Genomic DNA, 16,163 nt, shown 5'->3' on the forward strand with positions numbered 1-16,163 from the left:
AAAAAATCCTGTCGGTGATTTCTCACCAACAGGATTTGTCGATCAACCATTAAATTAGTCTTCTAATGGACGAGAGAAGTTCGCAATTTCACGTTGAACGCGTTCTAAGTATGCTCCAATTGTCATTGAAACAGTTTCTTTTGAACCATAGCGACGAACTGTTACTGTTCCTTCTTCTACTTCTTTATCCCCGATTACTAATTGATAAGGGATTTTTTGTGTTTGAGAAGCGCGAATCTTGTAACCCATTTTTTCATTACGGTCATCTAATTCAACACGTAATCCTAAGCTCATCATTTTTTCTTTTAATGCACGAGCTGCATCATAATGATGTTCTACACTTACTGGAATAATAGTTGCTTGAACTGGAGCTAACCAAGTTGGGAATGCTCCTTTATATTCTTCGATTAAGTAAGCTACAAAACGTTCTGCAGTTGATACTACCCCACGGTGGATAACTACTGGACGGTGAGTGTTATCTCCATCTTCACCCACATAAGTTAAATCGAAACGTTCTGGTAATAAGAAGTCTAATTGGATTGTAGACATTGTTTCTTCTAAGCCCATTGCTGTTTTGAATTGGATATCTAATTTTGGACCATAGAATGCAGCTTCACCAATCGCTTCGAAATATTCTAAGCCCATTTCATCCATTGCTTCTTTTAACATTGCTTCTGCTTTGTTCCACATTTCATCATCATCGAAGTATTTATGTTTATCTTCTGGATCACGATAACTTAAACGGAAACGATAATCTTTTACATTGAAATCTTTATATACTTCACGAATTAAATCTAGAATACGTTTGAACTCATCTTTAATTTGATCTGGACGAACAAATGTATGACCATCATTTAATGTCATTTCACGTACACGTTGTAAACCAGATAATGCTCCTGATTTTTCATAACGGTGCATCATACCTAATTCAGCAATACGGATTGGTAATTCACGGTAGCTGTGAATATGATTTTTATAAACCATCATGTGGTGAGGACAGTTCATTGGACGTAATACTAATAATTCGCCATCTCCCATATCCATTGGAGGGAACATATCTTCTTGATAGTGTGCCCAGTGACCTGAAGTTTTGTATAAACCGACATCAGCCATTACTGGAGTGTATACATGTTGATATCCAAGAGAAATTTCTTTGTCTACAATGTAACGTTCAATTGTACGACGAATTGTAGCACCTTTTGGTAACCAGAATGGTAATCCTGAACCAACTTCTTGGCTAATCATAAATAAGTCTAATTCTTTTCCTAATTTACGATGGTCACGTTCTTTAGCTTCTTCACGCATTTTCAAGAATTCTTTTAAATCTGCTTTATCAAAGAATGCTGTACCGTATACACGTTGCATCATCTTATTATCAGAGTTTCCTCTCCAGTATGCTCCTGCAAGAGATAATAATTTGAAGACTTGAATACGTCCTGTTGAAGGTACGTGAATTCCACGACATAAGTCTACGAAATCTTCTTGTTGATAAACAGAAATTGTTTCATCTTCTGGTAAACCATTAATTAATTCTACTTTATATGGATCATTTGCAAAGATTTCTAACGCTTCTGCACGACTTACTTCACGACGTACGATTGGATAGTTTTCTTTTACAATTTTCATCATTTCAGCTTCTACTTCTGGAAGAGCGTCTTCTGTTAATTGGTTTGGCATATCTGTATCATAGTAAAATCCAGATTCAATTGCTGGACCTACCCCAAAGTGAATTCCTGGATATAAACGAGTTAACGCATGTGCTAATAAGTGAGCAGTTGAGTGACGTAAAATTCCTAATGCATCTTCATGGTCTGGTGTTACGATTTCAATACTTGCATCTTCTGTTAATGCTTGATCTAAATCGACTAATTCTCCATTTACTTTACCTGCAAGTGCTTTTTTCGCTAAGCTCTTACTAATACTTTCAGCAACTTCTTTCACTGAAATTCCTTGTTCAAATTCTTTTACAGCTCCATCTGGAAATGTAACTTTAATCATTGACATTGTTCTCCTTCTTTCCTTTCAAAAATGCTTTAAAAAACAAAAAAACCATAGTTTGCATACTCATACAAACTATGGGACGTTATTTCTACGTGGTTCCACCCAAATTCATTCGTTTTAAACGAATCTCTTAAACGGACTAACGCTCCGCTACGCCTTACCTTACTAAACTTCAAGCAAAGATTCAAAAGTGGTAAAACTATCTCGGATGAAGTGTTCCACCAACCCACTTCTCTCTATTAGATAACCAGATAACAGTTTCTTGTCTTTTTCATCATTTTCAAAATATTTAATTCATTAGTTATTCTACCACTATTTTTATAAAAATCAAGAAAATTGTTTCTTTTTTTGAAAATTATGAATAGCGACGATTTTCTCCTGCTAAGAAAATTTCTTTCGATAGGAAACGTACTCGTTCAATCAAACGTTTCGCCTTTAATAGCTCTACATCCCCACGATTTGAAACACTTAAATGTTCTTGTAATTCTTCAATCGTTAAATTAGATGAAAAGAATGTTGGTAATTGTTGCATCATACGATATTCTAATACAATCATTAAAATTTCATCTCTAAACCATGCAGAATTTGATTCAGCTCCAATATCATCTAGCATTAAGATTGGTGAAGTTTTTAAAAATTCAACCTTTTCTTCTAAACGATTAGCACCAATCGCACTTTTTAATTCACTCGATAAAGTTGGAACATGCACTAAAGTTGTTTCAAATCCGAGTTGAGCTAATTCATTGGCAATAGCTGCTAAGAAATACGTTTTTCCAACTCCAAAGGAACCAACTAAATAAATTGCACGATGAAACTCATTTGGTTTTGCAGATAATTCATTAATAAATTGCAATGAAGCTTGAAAAGTTTCTTGACGCTCTTTTGTAATATCTAACGAATTTAATGTCACCTGTAATAAATTTTTAGGCATATTAATGGCATGAATTCGATTCGTTAAATCTTGCTGCTGTTGTTTTTGAATAAACTCTTGAGTTGGACGATACACAACTTCGACAAAACCTTGGTTGACCCTTAATAAGGGTTCCATCCCTTTAATGTATGTCTCTACTCCTTGGTTACGAGCATCACGTTGTTGAATATATTCCAATAGGGCCGAATAGCTTTTCACTAAATTTTCTTGCGGAATTTCATCTTGATGTTCTTGTAAAAATTGTTGAACTTCTTTGTCTTGTAAAACTTCTGCTACAATTTTTTGATATTGTTGTTGAAATTCTGTAGTAGCCGTTTTATTGCCAAATAAATCTTGCATTCCTTCCATCACTATTCTCCCTTCACTTGTTCAGAATTCCCACTTGTTTTTAATTGAGAAAGTTGAGCTTTTAATAATTGAAGATTTTCATCATCTAGTGGGCTTTCTTTTGTTTCATTTGGTTTCATAGCCCAGTCAGGAACAGAAGCCACTCTTCCTTTTGGAGCATTCCCATAATATTTTTTACCTGAGTATGATTGTGCTTGTCGATTTTCGATTTTTTCTTTACGGCTTGCTTTAAACTCTTTATCTCTTTGACGAACCGCTTCAATGGCGCTTTCAGCAGTTTGAATTCCTTTTTGACTCCAATCATTCGCAATGGTGTCGATTAAATTTTTATTAATTGTTGGATTATTTTTAACCACTAATACGTAATGAATTAAAATATTAATCACTTCTGATGGAATCGTGCCAACTTGAACTAAATCTAAAATTATTCTTTGTTCTCCATTTGAAACATAGCCATTTCTTTGTTGCTTAATACTTGTCATAAAGTCAAATGGCGTCATTTCTTTTGCTAATGTAATTAATCGTTGAATCGCTTGAGGTAAATGAGTATTCGCTACAGTTGTTTCTTGTTGTTCTTCTACAACAACTTCTGTAACTACAGGCATACTTTCTTCTTTCGGAACAACTGAAGTTACAGTAGATTCCTCTTGTTTAGGAGCTGCTAAATGCTGATTAGCATTGATAATAATCGAATACAATTCCTTTTCATCGATTTCACCCGTCGATAAATCCGCAGCATAAATCACATATTGCGCAATTTCTCTTTCCGTTAATCCATAATACAATTGGAAGCTATTTAACATTTGCTTCACTTCAGGCGTTAAAGCCTGTTCATGAACAAATTGGCTCTTTAACAAGTCCGTTAATAATTCCCAATCAATAGTAGAATTCATGACAAATAATTCTTGTTGCTTCACATCTTTAATCATTTGTTTTTCTTGAGCAATATTTCTCTTGTACTGTGACATATTAAAAGGTAATTGGAATCCTTCTTGGAAAGTACTGGTAACCTCTTGACCATGAGGAGCCTTTTCCTTTACACTAAAACGTTTTTGTAAGATTTCAAAACGTTGATGACCTACTTGATTCACTAAAAGTGTCGATAATAAAGCATCTTTGAAAAATAAATTTGGACTCGCTGGTGATTGTAATTCAAATGTATATTGAGCACTAATCGATTCTTCATCTTCATAGCGATAAGTTTTTAATAAGCCAACTGATTCTAAACGGATTCTTGCTTGATAAAAATCTGGAATTCCCATATTCACTAAGGCTAATAAATCTGCCAATCGAATGACATCACTTTGATAGGAATTCGGAGAAAGCTCACTAAATAAGACTAAATATAAAGTTGAGGCTTGAACCCCTAAAAATGGTACATATAATTGCGTCACAAATTGTAATTCACGTTGTGTCAGCCAAACCTGCTGAGTTACTTGAATACAATCACGTGGATTCAACTGACTCCACTTTATTGATTTCTCGTCCATTTGATCCTCCTATTATGATTTACTATCTTTACGATCCATTTCAAAAGACATTCTCTCTAATTCTTTTAAGAACATTTTTCTATCGGTAAATTGACGGTATACACTTGCAAAACGAATATAAGCAATATCATCAATTTTAGCAAGGTAGTCCATGACCATCTCTCCAATTAACATACTTGAGATTTCATTTTCTCCTTCTTGATTAATCGTATGTTCTACTTCATTGACAATTTGTTCTAATTGACTTAATGGAATCGGACGTTTTTCAGCAGAACGAACTAATCCATTTAATAATTTTTCACGATTAAACGCCTCGCGATTTCCATTTCTTTTAATGACTAAAATCGGCGCTTTTTCTAATCTTTCAAAAGTTGTGAATCGATAACCACATTCATCACATTCTCTTCTTCTTCGAATTGAACGACCATCGTCTGCTGGACGGCTATCAATCACTCGTGAACCATTAAATTTACATCTTGGACATTGCATGACGATGTCCCCTTTCTTCAAGTTTTTTCTTATTGTAGTATATCATTTTTCGTTTCTACTAGCCACTGTTCAACTTGCTGATATAACTGCTGAATCGTGCCTTGATTATCAAATAAAACTGTCGCTCTTTTTCGTTTTTCCTCAATGGATAATTGAGAATCGATTCGAGACAGCGCTTCTTGTTTTGTATATTGATTTCTCTTCATTAATCGTTCTAATTGTAGTTCTTTTGGAATATAAACAACGATAATTTCTTCGCATAATTCCTCATAATGCTTTTCAAATAATAGGGGTAAATCTAAGACAATCATGGTCTCCCCTTTTTGACGATACTCTTCGATTTCATCTAAAATCATAATTTTAATGAGAGGCTGTAATAGGTCATCTAGTTTTTGACGGTTTTCTGCATTTGAAAAAATTAATGCACCTAATTTTTGACGATTTAAACTTCCGTCTTCTTCAAATACATCACTACCGAAAGCTTTTCTAATTTCTATAGCGCCTTGACTATTGGGTTCGACTACTTTTCGAGCAACTTCATCTGCATCAATGACAGGAATTTTCAATTGTCTGAAATAAGAAGATACCGTAGATTTCCCAGAAGAAATCCCACCTGTTAATCCAACAATTTTCATAAAATTCCTCCTTATAGCTCTTTTGTTCTATGTTAGATGAAAACAAAGATTCATGCAATAAAAAACTATGTAAGAGAAACAAAAAAGGAAATCCCAGTAATTAAAACCTTTGCTACATTTTGGAAATTCCATTTCTAACTCGAATACGTACATATCTTATGATGGAAAACAAAAAAGGAATTTCCCCGTAGCAGCAGTGATTGAAACGGCATAGCCGTTCCAATCACAGGAAATTTTGAGACCTAGGCTCAAAATTTAGCCATGAAACCGCAGGTTTGCTGTCGTCCTTTGCTACTTTCAGGAAATTCCATTAAATAAATTTTTTACGACGAATGCGCTGCACGCTAAACGCCATTACGATATATAAAATAGTAAATAAAACAATCATCCCTAAATGGAATGCATAACTAGAAAACTCTGTTGAAGAATTGCTTGCTGCTGAAGTCACATAATAAACAGGGAAGAATTTAGCAATGTTGACTCCATATGAACTTACCAATTCTAAAGGAACAAAAATTCCGGATAAAAATGCCAACCCCATTCCAAATATTGTACTTGCAGCTGAATAAGCATATTGATTCTCACCAATGACTACTGCACAAAGAAATGACAAAGCATAAGCTGAAATTGCCGATGCTGTACTCAATAATAAAATCTTCAATGCTTGAGAACTTGCATAAAATTCAGGAGCTATAATCCCTACAAAAATCAGATTAATACCAACAATTAAAGCTACAATCGTTAAACCTGCTAAAAATTGTTCTAACATCACTCGACGCTCATCTTTCATAGCAATCGTAATTCTCTTGGCAACTTCTTTTCCCTTCATTTTAGAAAAAATCGTACCAAATAAATAAATGAACACTGAAAAATAAATAAATGGGCTATAGGTAAAATAATTTTCACCCAATTTTTCTTTAGAGTATTGACTGGATACCGCTTCTTCTTTAGAAAGAAGCATTACTTTTACTTCTTGATCCATAATCTTTTCTATTTTTTCTGGATTAAAATCCCCTTCTTTTTTCAAAGCAACTGCATATCGAAGATAAGAATTTACATACTCACGAATTAAATGTCCCGATAATGAATTGGAGATTTCCATCTCAACAACTTCTTGTTCTTTTTCCAATTTTGATTGAGCATCACTTGGAATCCATAATCCTGCATCTACATCTCCTGCATAGATGGCTTCTTTCATACTCGTATCACTTTTTGTCGTTTTTTGTACTTTATGTTTCTTTTGAAGAGTTTGAATCAATTGATTAATAATTTCGTTAGTACCATTCGATTCATCTTTAATCATCATTTTAACGGGAACATCTTCAAAATACTTCCTTTCATCTATCTTAGAAATTTGAAGTAAAGCCATCCCCATAAAAATGACTAAATAAATAATGCCATATATTTTGTAACGATTCGTAAGTTTTAAAAAATACTTATAAACTGTCATAACGTGTTCTCCTTAATCTCCATAATGCAAAGACCATTAATAGAAGTGTATAAATTCCAAGTAATCCAAAAATACGAGTCATTTGTGTTCCCTCATTTAAACGGTTTAATTGATAAAATCCAGATATAATCAAAGCTACCGGATTATACTGATTCACCCATGGAAGATGGCTATTCATAAATGCGCGTATACTACTTCCCATTAATCCTGCAATAGCGGATGCAATCATATTGGTCATTAATGCTACTATAATCCGTCCTTGTATACTCAACTGTTGAAGAGTTCCTATTAAAATTCCAAAGGATAATCCAAAAACATTTCCTATAAGCATTAATAAAATACTACCTGTCCAATCTGTAAATAACTGTAATTTTAAAATTTGAGTCATATACACTAATAAAAGTGCATTCGAAAGTAAATTCAACGTTAATCCTGTAGCAAAACTGTAAATCAGAAATTTCCATTTACTAAATGAACTTCCCATAACTCTTCGTCCTACTTCAGATAAATTACCATTCATATACGCTACACAAACAACTCCACTGAAGATAGAATACATTGCAAAACTTGCTAGACTTGAATAGAACAGCATCGTTCCTTCACTAACATCACTCTTTGTTTCTTTAATCCAACTTTTTTTATAATCAATGGTAGAGGCACTTTTTCCAAGAGATTGAACTTGTTTGATTTGAGTTACGACGTTTTTCAACACACTTTGTGGAATACCTGATTCTTTTGCGACTACAACATCCAACTGATAATCAACAAATCCATCGACTTTACCATCAAGCGTTAACTGCTTTCCTTCTTCTGCTGAAGTGACATCTGTAATTTTAAAATTTTCACCTGCTTGTTCGAATACAAAATGAAAAGGATGATCCTTCGTTATTGCCACTCGAACGGGATTTAATTCCTGATGAATCACACCAGAAAGTGATAAATAAAAGAAAGTTATTAAAATCACTGGATAACATAATACCCAAAATGAAAATGCAAAATCTTTTACCGTATTTTTAAATAAATACTTAAATAACTTAAAAAATGTCATCATCTATCACGAAGTCCTTTCCCAGTATAGGCTAGAAATACATCATCTAAACTTGGTTGTTCACTATATAAGCGCACATAATTTAATTGCAATTCTTCAATCGTGTTGGCAACATGCATTAAATGATTATTTCCCTTTTTAAAATGAAATTTCAACTGTTGCTTTTGTTCTTCCATTACTAAAATTTGAGGAATTTGTCTTAATCGCTCTAATTGTTCACTTGTTGGAATCGTTGTTAATTCTACTTGAATAATTTCTGAAGTAGTAATCGATGCTTTTAATTCTTGAGACGTTCCAGAAATAATGCTCTTTCCTTTATCCATAATCACAATACGATCACTTAATCCATCCACTTCATCTAAATAATGAGTGGTATAAATAATGGTACTACCTTTTTCATTTAATTGACGAATTCCGTCTAAAATAAACGAACGACTTTGAGTATCAACTGCAACAGTCGGTTCATCAAAGAAAATTAAAGATGGTTTATGGACGATTCCGCAAGCAATATTTAATCGGCGTTTCAATCCGCCACTTAATTTTTTCGGAAGAAATTTACGAAACTCTTGTAATTCTGTAAATTCAATCGCTTCTTTTACATATTGTTTTCGCAATGTTGAATCTGAAATATATAGTCCACAAAAGAAATCAATATTTTCTTCCACTGTTAAATTTTCTAAATAAGCTAACTCTTGTGGTACAATTCCAATTTGCCCTCTAGCTTTAGCAGATAATGGAAATTGATTTTCTCCTAACACTGTAATTTCTCCACTATCAAATGTTAAAAATCCTAGCATACAATTGATTAAAGTTGTTTTTCCACATCCATTTGGACCAAGAAGCGCTAATAACTCCCCTTTTTGAATCTCAATTTCAAAGTGATTTAATGCCATTAAATCTTTATATCGTTTCACTAAACCTTTAACTACAATACTTGTTTCCATATATTCACCTATCCTTTCATCACAATCTTAGTATATAAAATGTCTTCACTCTTACCTAGTGTCAAATATCATCATCTGCATATGACATTTGTCATATTTTTATAGAATTTTGTGACTTTTGCAGTTATACTACAATAAAAAGCAGATTGGAGGGATAGTCTTGCGTACATTCATTGAAAAATCATTATTTTTTATTCTCATCAGTATTTTTTTAGCACAGGAAAATATTGAACTGTTGACAATTTTTCTAGGATTTTGTATCTATATCCTCTCTCTTTCTCCTTATGTCAGTTCAAAATTCATTTCATCGATTGCATTAGGGATTTCTGGAATACTTTGTATTCTATTTCCACAGACTGGACTTTATAGTGTACTGTTCATCATACATGCGGTTCATTTATATGGTTTATGGGGAATTTTTTCTGGGGTGATTTTATTTTTATATCCTCATTTATTTACCATTATCCTCGGTATCATTGGCAGTTATATGATATTACAAACTCAAAAGGATGAGGCTTTTCAAAAGAAAAATTATCAAATACAAAATGATTTAGAACTAGAACGTCTAAAATTAGTACAACGCCAACAATCAAGTTCTGAAGAAGTTTTAAAACAAATGGAAATTGCCACGTTAAAAGAAAGAAATCGGATTTCTCATGCATTACACGATCAACTAGGACATACTTTGAGTGCTTCTATTATGCAATTGGAAGCTCTACAAATTATTACAACTGAACCCGTTGTTGAAGAAAAATTAGAACATTTATCAAGCATTTTACAACAGGAAATGTATAACATTCGATTAACTATTCACCAAATGTATGATGACTCTTTCTCACTTTCACAAAGAATGGATACACTCCTTCAACCTTTAAAGGAAAAAGCACAAGTGAATTTTACAAACACTATATCAGATAGTATTCCGATTACTATAAAATATGATATTTTAACGATTTGTAAGGAATTGACGACAAATTTCATGAAACATTCGAATGGAACACAACTTCAATTATTCCTATTAGAACAAAAAACAACCTACACCATTGATTATAGAGACAATGGTGACCGTCCAACTAATACTCCCTCAGGCATGGGCCTTACAATGATGAAGGAACTAGTGGAAAAACATAATGGAGATTTTACACTTCAAACAAACAATGGATACGAAATTTTTATTCGTATTCCAAAACAGGAGGCCTCTCATGATTAAAACGATTCTTATTGATGATGATTATTTAGTATTACAAGCATTAGAAACCATTCTTTCTGCCCAATCTCATATTGAAGTCGTTGGAATGGGAAGTAATGGAGCTGAAGCGATTCAACTATACGAACAACATAAGCCTGATTTAGTTTTAATGGACATTCGAATGGAACCTACTTCTGGAATTGATGCAGCTAGTCAAATTTTACAAGACTATCCTGAAGCAAAAATTTTATTTTTAACGACCTTTCAAGATGATGAATATATTACAAAAGCATTAGCGATTGGCTGTAAAGGATATTTATTAAAACAACATATTAAAGGCATCATCCCTGCTATCGAAGCAGTTATGAATCATCAAATTGTATACGATTCAACAATCGATATGCCTGTTAAAAAATTGGTTCAACGAAAAACTAGTAAGCTTCTGAACGAAAGAGAAAATGAATTATTGTATTTAATAGCAGAAGGATACAATAATAAAGAAATCGCAGAAAAAATGTACTTAAGCGAAGGCACCATCCGAAACTACCTCTCCTTACTTTTAGAAAAATTAAACTTAAGAGACAGAACCCAATTAGCCATTTATTACTATAAAGATTTGGTAGAATGAACTATTAATGACAAAACAAAGACACCACAAAGTGGTGTCTTTTTAATGTGCCATTATAAAAAAAGGAATTTCCATGTAGCAGCCATGAAACCGCAGGTTTGCTAGCGTCCTTTGCTACTTTCAGGAAATTCCATTAAAAAAATTATTTATTCTATAAACGATTGTTCAACTCTTCTGCTAGTTCTTCAAATCCTGGTTTACCTAATAAAGCAAACATATTTTTCTTATACGCTTCAACACCAGGTTGATCAAATGGATTCACACCATTTAAGTAACCAGAAATACCTACAGCGATTTCGAAGAAGTAAATTAAATGACCTAAAGTATAAGCTGACATATCAGGAATTGTTACAACAAAGTTTGGAACTTGGCCATCCGTATGCGCTAATAAAGTACCTTGGAAAGCTTTTGTATTTACAAAATCCATTGTTTTACCTTGTAAATAACCTAAACCATCTAAATCTTCCTCAGTTTCAGGAATTGTTACAGTTTCATTAGGAGTACCCACTTTAATAACCGTTTCGAAGATATTACGTTGACCTTCTTGAATATATTGACCTAATGAGTGTAAATCAGTTGAGAAGTTCGCACTTGAAGGATAAATACCTTTCAAGTCTTTCCCTTCAGATTCACCGAATAATTGTTTCCACCATTCAGAGAAGTATTGTAAAGTTGGCTCATAATTAATTAATAATTCAGTCACTTTACCTTTACGATATAACACATTTCTAGCTACCGCATATTGATAAGCTTCATTTTCTTTTAAGTTTGGTGAGCTATAAGCCACACGAGCATCTTCAGCCCCTTGCATTAACGCATCTACATCTGCACCAGTTACAGCAATTGGTAATAAACCTACAGCTGTTAATACAGTGAAACGTCCACCTACATCATCTGGAATAACAAATGTTTGATAACCTTCAACATCTGCTTCTGATTTTAATGCTCCACGAGCACGGTCAGTTGTTGCATAAATACGTTTAACCGCTTCTTCTTTACCATATTTTTTAATTAATAAATCTTTAAATACACGGAACGCAATCGCTGGTTCTGTAGTTGTACCTGATTTAGAAATTACGTTTACTGAAAAATCACGGTCTCCAATTAACTCAATTAAACCATGTAAGTAAGTTGAGCTAATGCTGTTTCCTGCAAATAACACTTGAGGTGTTTTACGTTGTTCTGCTGGTAAATAGTTGTAGAATGCATGATTTAAGAAATCAATTGCTGCACGAGCTCCTAAATATGAACCACCAATACCAATAACAACTAATACTTCAGAATCTTCTTGAATTTTTTTAGCTGCTTCTTTGATACGAGCAAATTCTTCTTTATCATAATCACGAGGTAAGTTAATCCAACCAGTGAAATCTGCACCTGCTCCTAATCCCTCTCTTAAATCTTTGTCAACTGCTGTTACAGTTGATTGTAATTGATTGATTTCTTCTTGATTAAAGAAACCTAATGCTTTGGAATAATCAAATGAAATATGTCCCATAATGAACCTCCTAAAAATTTCTTCTTCTATTATATCAATTTTTCTATAAAATGAATACTACTAAGCTTTGTTTTCTTTTGGTTTTACAAATTTTTCTTGCGCCTCTTCAATCCAATACGGCAATTGATGCGCTAAAGATGAAAATCCAATTGGAGGAGTAAAGCGTTTCTTATTTCGCTTAATTCTCGTTGGTGTAGAAGGTACATCTAATTTTTCTAATGCACGAATTGATAAACTAATTTTATCGGTAAATTCATCTACATCAATTACTTTTGCAGTTACTTCTTCTCCAATTTTTACAAAATTATGCACATTATCCATATATCCATGCTTACATTCAGAAATATGAATTAATCCTTGTGTTTCTTCATCCAATGCTAGAAAAATTCCATAAGGCTGAACTCCTGTCACTTTAGCAGTAATCACATCTCCAATGCGATACGTCTGTGTCATGTTCAACCCCTACCTTTTCACTACTGTCGTTGATTCAATCACAACATCTTCTAATGGACGGTCTTGACCATTGCGTTTAACGGATTCAATTTTTAATACAACGTCCATTCCTTCAACAACACGACCAAAAACAGTATGACGATGATCTAACCATGGTGTTCCACCATCTTTTGCATAAGCTTCAACAATTTTTTCTGGCCATCCCATCTCTTTTAATTGCGTTAACATTTGAGCAGGAACATGTTTTGCTGTTACGATGAAAAATTGTGAACCATTTGTATTTGGTCCAGCATTTGCCATTGAAAGAGCTCCGTAAAGATTAAATAATTCTTTTGAAAATTCATCTTCAAATTTTGGTCCCCAAATCGATTCTCCACCCATACCAGTACCAGTTGGGTCTCCACCTTGAATCATAAAATCTTCAATAACACGATGGAAAATCACTCCATCGTAGTAACCATTTTTCGCATGTGTCACAAAGTTTTTAACTGTCTTCGGTGCACGCTTTTTAAATAATTCTAAAGTAATATCCCCCATATTTGTATGTAAAATTACAACAGGGTTTCCTTTTAATTGTCTTCTTAATTGTGGAAATATAACCATTTTCCCCTTATTCTTCCCTTCTTTTCTAAGTTTTATACTGCTTCAATTAAACCATAAAATGCCTTTTTTATCAATTTATGGACGAAGTTTCAACCTACTCATCTCCGACAGAAGCAACAATTTGTGCCCAATAGCGATCCACTAATAAATCTTTCTCTGGCTTTGCTTTTTCTAATTGCTTTTCTGCAATTTTTAACAGTTCTTCTGAAACTGGAATAAAATGAGAAATTTTCTTTCCATTTACAATATAAATTCCTACTCCTGCTTCTTGTTGATTACTAAAAAGAATACGATCAAATACAATATTTTTTTGCAACATTCGATCGACACAGTAATATTTTACAATTTCAATAATACGATCGTCGTAACCTTCTTCCGCAATGCATAACTTTTCAAAAAATTCATCACAACTTCCCACATAACGAACAGCATATCCACTATCTAAGAAATCTTGATTCGTTGTTTGATCATCAATTAATACTTGTTGTAATTCTTTTTGCATTTCTTCTTCCTTCGGATAGAAATGAATCAAAATTTTCTTATCCATATCTTGGTAATTCAAAATATATGGAATAAAGTATTTTTGCCCACAATGTGGACAAGTACATTGAAATACTGTTTGATTGATTAATTTTTCTTTTAACTCTGGAGTTTCAGTCACATTTACATTTTGATAAATCGTATAGTCAAAAGACTTTTGACATGTTTCACAGTGAATTGGGACTTGATTGACTTCTGTCATGAATATACCTTCTTTCGAATTCTACTGTGCCTAGTATACCACGCTCGTCAAAAACTTTCCCCTTTTATTTACTGTTTTTTCTTTCCTTATTTGGTATAACGTTTGAGAATATGGTATAGTATAAAGGACTAATTAGGAAAGAGTGTATATATATGACTATTTTTGAAAATTATCCTTTAATAGCAGCATTATCATCAATATTATTTGCACAATTTGTTAAATTTCCAATTGCCTTTTTCACTCGAAAAAAAGGAGCACATTTATCCCTTATGACAAGTACGGGTGGAATGCCGAGTTCTCACTCTGCTGCCGTTACTTCACTCATTACAGCTCTTGGATTGGAATATGGATTTGCTTCTCCACTTGTAGCAATTGCCACAACATTTGGTGTGATTGTCATGTTTGATGCGATGGCGGTTAGACGTCAAAGTGGTGAACAAGGAATTTTATTATCACAATTATTTGAAGAACAATTAAGAGATGAATCTACAAAATTATCAGAAATTGAAATTGATGATGATGAACCGATTCAATTATTTAATACAGAAGAAAATAAAAAATTAATTATTAAGAAATATCTTGGACATAAACCAGTAGAAGTATTTGGTGGTGCAATGACAGGAATTGTGATTGCTCTCCTACTACGCTTCTTATATTTCTAAGAATGGAGAATGAAATGACAACAACAGAAATCGTAGATATTGCCATTATTGGTGGCGGACCCGTTGGATTATTTACTGCTTTTTATGCAGGACTTCGTCAAGCAAGCGTAAAAATTATCGAAAGCCTTCCTCAACTTGGAGGACAACCTGGAATGTTATATCCTGAAAAAATGGTGTACGATATTCCTGCTTATCCTGAAATTTTAGCTGGAGATTTAGTAGAAAACTTAATCAAGCAATTAGATAGATTTGAAGCTACACAAATTTGCTTAGAAGAAGAAGCTCTTCAAATTGAAAAGCACGAAGACTACTATGAAATTACAACTTCTAAACAAAAACACTTTGCAAGAACGATTATTATTGCATGTGGGAACGGAGCTTTCCGTCCTCGTAAATTAGAATTAGAAGGTGCAGAAAATTATGAAAATCATCAACTGCACTACTTCGTGACTAATTTAGAACAATTTAGAGATAAAAACATTGCCATTTGTGGTGGTGGAGATTCTGCAGTTGACTGGGCATTAGCGTTAGAAAATATCGCCAAAAAAGTTAGCATCATTCACCGTCGTCCACAATTCAGAGCACACGAACATAGTGTTGAATTACTTCAAAATTCTTCCGTTGAAATCTTTACACCATTCATTCCAGAACGTTTAAATGGAAATGGAAATACGCTTCAATCTGTTACATTCAAACAAGCTCGTGGAGAAGAAGAAATTGAATTAGAAGTAGATGACTTCATTGTCAGCTATGGCATTTCCTCTTCTATTGGATCCATTAAAGATTGGGGATTTGAACTTCAAAGAAATGCGATTATCACAAATAGCAAAATGGAAACAAATCTTCCAGGTATATTTGCCGTTGGTGATATTGCCACATACGAAGGAAAAGTGCAAATTATCGCAACAGGATTTGGTGAAGCTCCGATTGCTGTTAACCAAGCAATGGCATACATTCATCCTGAGAAAAGAATCCAAACCATTCATAGTTCTTCTCTTTTCTAATAATATATGATATAATGATGTATTCGTTTCCACTTTTAAATTCTGGAA

The 16,163-nt window shown here is 33.3% G+C and carries 16 protein-coding genes and 1 other annotated feature; of the genes, 4 read left to right on the plus strand and 12 right to left on the minus strand.

Annotated features, from left to right (window positions below):
- Positions 1-54 precede the first annotated feature (54 nt).
- The 8 genes from thrS to HMPREF0446_RS05740 all read right to left on the minus strand — a co-directional run bounded on the left by thrS (position 55) and on the right by HMPREF0446_RS05740 (position 9,336).
- On the minus strand, positions 55-1,998 hold the full coding sequence (gene thrS, locus HMPREF0446_RS05705) for a threonine--tRNA ligase (protein WP_006702347.1): 1,944 nt from the start codon (positions 1,996-1,998) through the stop codon (positions 55-57).
- A gap of 75 nt (positions 1,999-2,073) precedes the next feature.
- Positions 2,074-2,285: a binding site (T-box leader), on the minus strand.
- 71 nt (positions 2,286-2,356) lie between these two features.
- Entirely contained in the window at positions 2,357-3,280 is a 924-nt protein-coding gene (dnaI, locus tag HMPREF0446_RS05710) for a primosomal protein DnaI (RefSeq protein WP_020991393.1), read from the minus strand.
- A gap of 2 nt (positions 3,281-3,282) precedes the next feature.
- Entirely contained in the window at positions 3,283-4,770 is a 1,488-nt protein-coding gene (locus HMPREF0446_RS05715) for a replication initiation and membrane attachment family protein (RefSeq protein ID WP_006702345.1), read from the minus strand.
- A gap of 12 nt (positions 4,771-4,782) precedes the next feature.
- Entirely contained in the window at positions 4,783-5,259 is a 477-nt protein-coding gene (gene nrdR / locus HMPREF0446_RS05720) for a transcriptional regulator NrdR (RefSeq protein ID WP_006702344.1), read from the minus strand.
- A 29-nt stretch (positions 5,260-5,288) separates the two neighbouring features.
- Positions 5,289-5,894: a dephospho-CoA kinase gene (gene coaE / locus HMPREF0446_RS05725; protein WP_006702343.1), complete on the minus strand. Its 606-nt coding sequence runs from the start codon at positions 5,892-5,894 to the stop codon at positions 5,289-5,291.
- Positions 5,895-6,204: 310 nt separating this feature from the next.
- Positions 6,205-7,344 carry an ABC transporter permease gene (locus HMPREF0446_RS05730; protein ID WP_006702342.1) on the minus strand — a complete coding sequence of 380 codons (1,140 nt, stop codon included), beginning with the start codon at positions 7,342-7,344 and terminating at the stop codon, positions 6,205-6,207.
- The gene (locus tag HMPREF0446_RS05735; RefSeq protein WP_006702341.1) at positions 7,331-8,395 is read right to left on the minus strand and encodes an ABC transporter permease; all 1,065 of its coding nucleotides are present in this window, start codon (positions 8,393-8,395) and stop codon (positions 7,331-7,333) included. The genes HMPREF0446_RS05730 and HMPREF0446_RS05735 overlap by 14 nt, the downstream gene beginning before the upstream one ends.
- On the minus strand, positions 8,392-9,336 hold the full coding sequence (locus HMPREF0446_RS05740) for an ABC transporter ATP-binding protein (RefSeq protein WP_006702340.1): 945 nt from the start codon (positions 9,334-9,336) through the stop codon (positions 8,392-8,394). The genes HMPREF0446_RS05735 and HMPREF0446_RS05740 overlap by 4 nt, the downstream gene beginning before the upstream one ends.
- A 160-nt stretch (positions 9,337-9,496) precedes the next feature.
- Here HMPREF0446_RS05740 and HMPREF0446_RS05745 point away from each other — a divergent pair, with 160 nt between their 5' ends.
- Together HMPREF0446_RS05745 and HMPREF0446_RS05750 are read left to right on the plus strand one after the other, a co-directional pair.
- On the plus strand, positions 9,497-10,546 hold the full coding sequence (locus HMPREF0446_RS05745; protein ID WP_006702339.1) for a sensor histidine kinase: 1,050 nt from the start codon (positions 9,497-9,499) through the stop codon (positions 10,544-10,546).
- Positions 10,539-11,153, plus strand: coding sequence for a response regulator transcription factor (locus tag HMPREF0446_RS05750; protein ID WP_006702338.1), 615 nt, complete (start codon positions 10,539-10,541; stop codon positions 11,151-11,153). The genes HMPREF0446_RS05745 and HMPREF0446_RS05750 overlap by 8 nt, the downstream gene beginning before the upstream one ends.
- Positions 11,154-11,304: 151 nt before the next feature.
- Here HMPREF0446_RS05750 and HMPREF0446_RS05755 read toward each other — a convergent pair whose 3' ends face one another.
- The 4 genes from HMPREF0446_RS05755 to HMPREF0446_RS05770 all read right to left on the minus strand — a co-directional run bounded on the left by HMPREF0446_RS05755 (position 11,305) and on the right by HMPREF0446_RS05770 (position 14,449).
- Positions 11,305-12,651, minus strand: coding sequence for a glucose-6-phosphate isomerase (locus tag HMPREF0446_RS05755; protein ID WP_006702337.1), 1,347 nt, complete (start codon positions 12,649-12,651; stop codon positions 11,305-11,307).
- A 60-nt stretch (positions 12,652-12,711) separates the two neighbouring features.
- Positions 12,712-13,104, minus strand: a complete 393-nt coding sequence (locus HMPREF0446_RS05760; protein ID WP_006702336.1) for a CvfD/Ygs/GSP13 family RNA-binding post-transcriptional regulator — start codon at positions 13,102-13,104, stop codon at positions 12,712-12,714.
- Positions 13,105-13,113: 9 nt separating this feature from the next.
- Positions 13,114-13,707 carry a peptidylprolyl isomerase gene (locus tag HMPREF0446_RS05765; protein ID WP_006702335.1) on the minus strand — a complete coding sequence of 198 codons (594 nt, stop codon included), beginning with the start codon at positions 13,705-13,707 and terminating at the stop codon, positions 13,114-13,116.
- Positions 13,708-13,801: 94 nt separating this feature from the next.
- Positions 13,802-14,449 (minus strand): CpXC domain-containing protein, encoded by a 648-nt coding sequence (locus tag HMPREF0446_RS05770; RefSeq protein WP_006702334.1) that lies wholly within the window; start codon positions 14,447-14,449, stop codon positions 13,802-13,804.
- Between the two features lie 152 nt (positions 14,450-14,601).
- Between HMPREF0446_RS05770 and HMPREF0446_RS05775 the strand changes: the two genes are divergently transcribed.
- Both HMPREF0446_RS05775 and HMPREF0446_RS05780 read left to right on the plus strand, forming a co-directional pair.
- Positions 14,602-15,111: a divergent PAP2 family protein gene (locus tag HMPREF0446_RS05775; RefSeq protein WP_006702333.1), complete on the plus strand. Its 510-nt coding sequence runs from the start codon at positions 14,602-14,604 to the stop codon at positions 15,109-15,111.
- A 2-nt stretch (positions 15,112-15,113) separates the two neighbouring features.
- A complete protein-coding gene (locus tag HMPREF0446_RS05780; RefSeq protein WP_040507591.1) occupies positions 15,114-16,115 on the plus strand; it encodes an NAD(P)/FAD-dependent oxidoreductase in 1,002 nt (333 codons plus the stop codon).
- Positions 16,116-16,163: the final 48 nt, after the last annotated feature.

The sequence above is a fragment of the Granulicatella elegans ATCC 700633 genome, from assembly GCF_000162475.2.
Classification (GTDB): Bacteria; Bacillota; Bacilli; order Lactobacillales; family Aerococcaceae; genus Granulicatella; species Granulicatella elegans.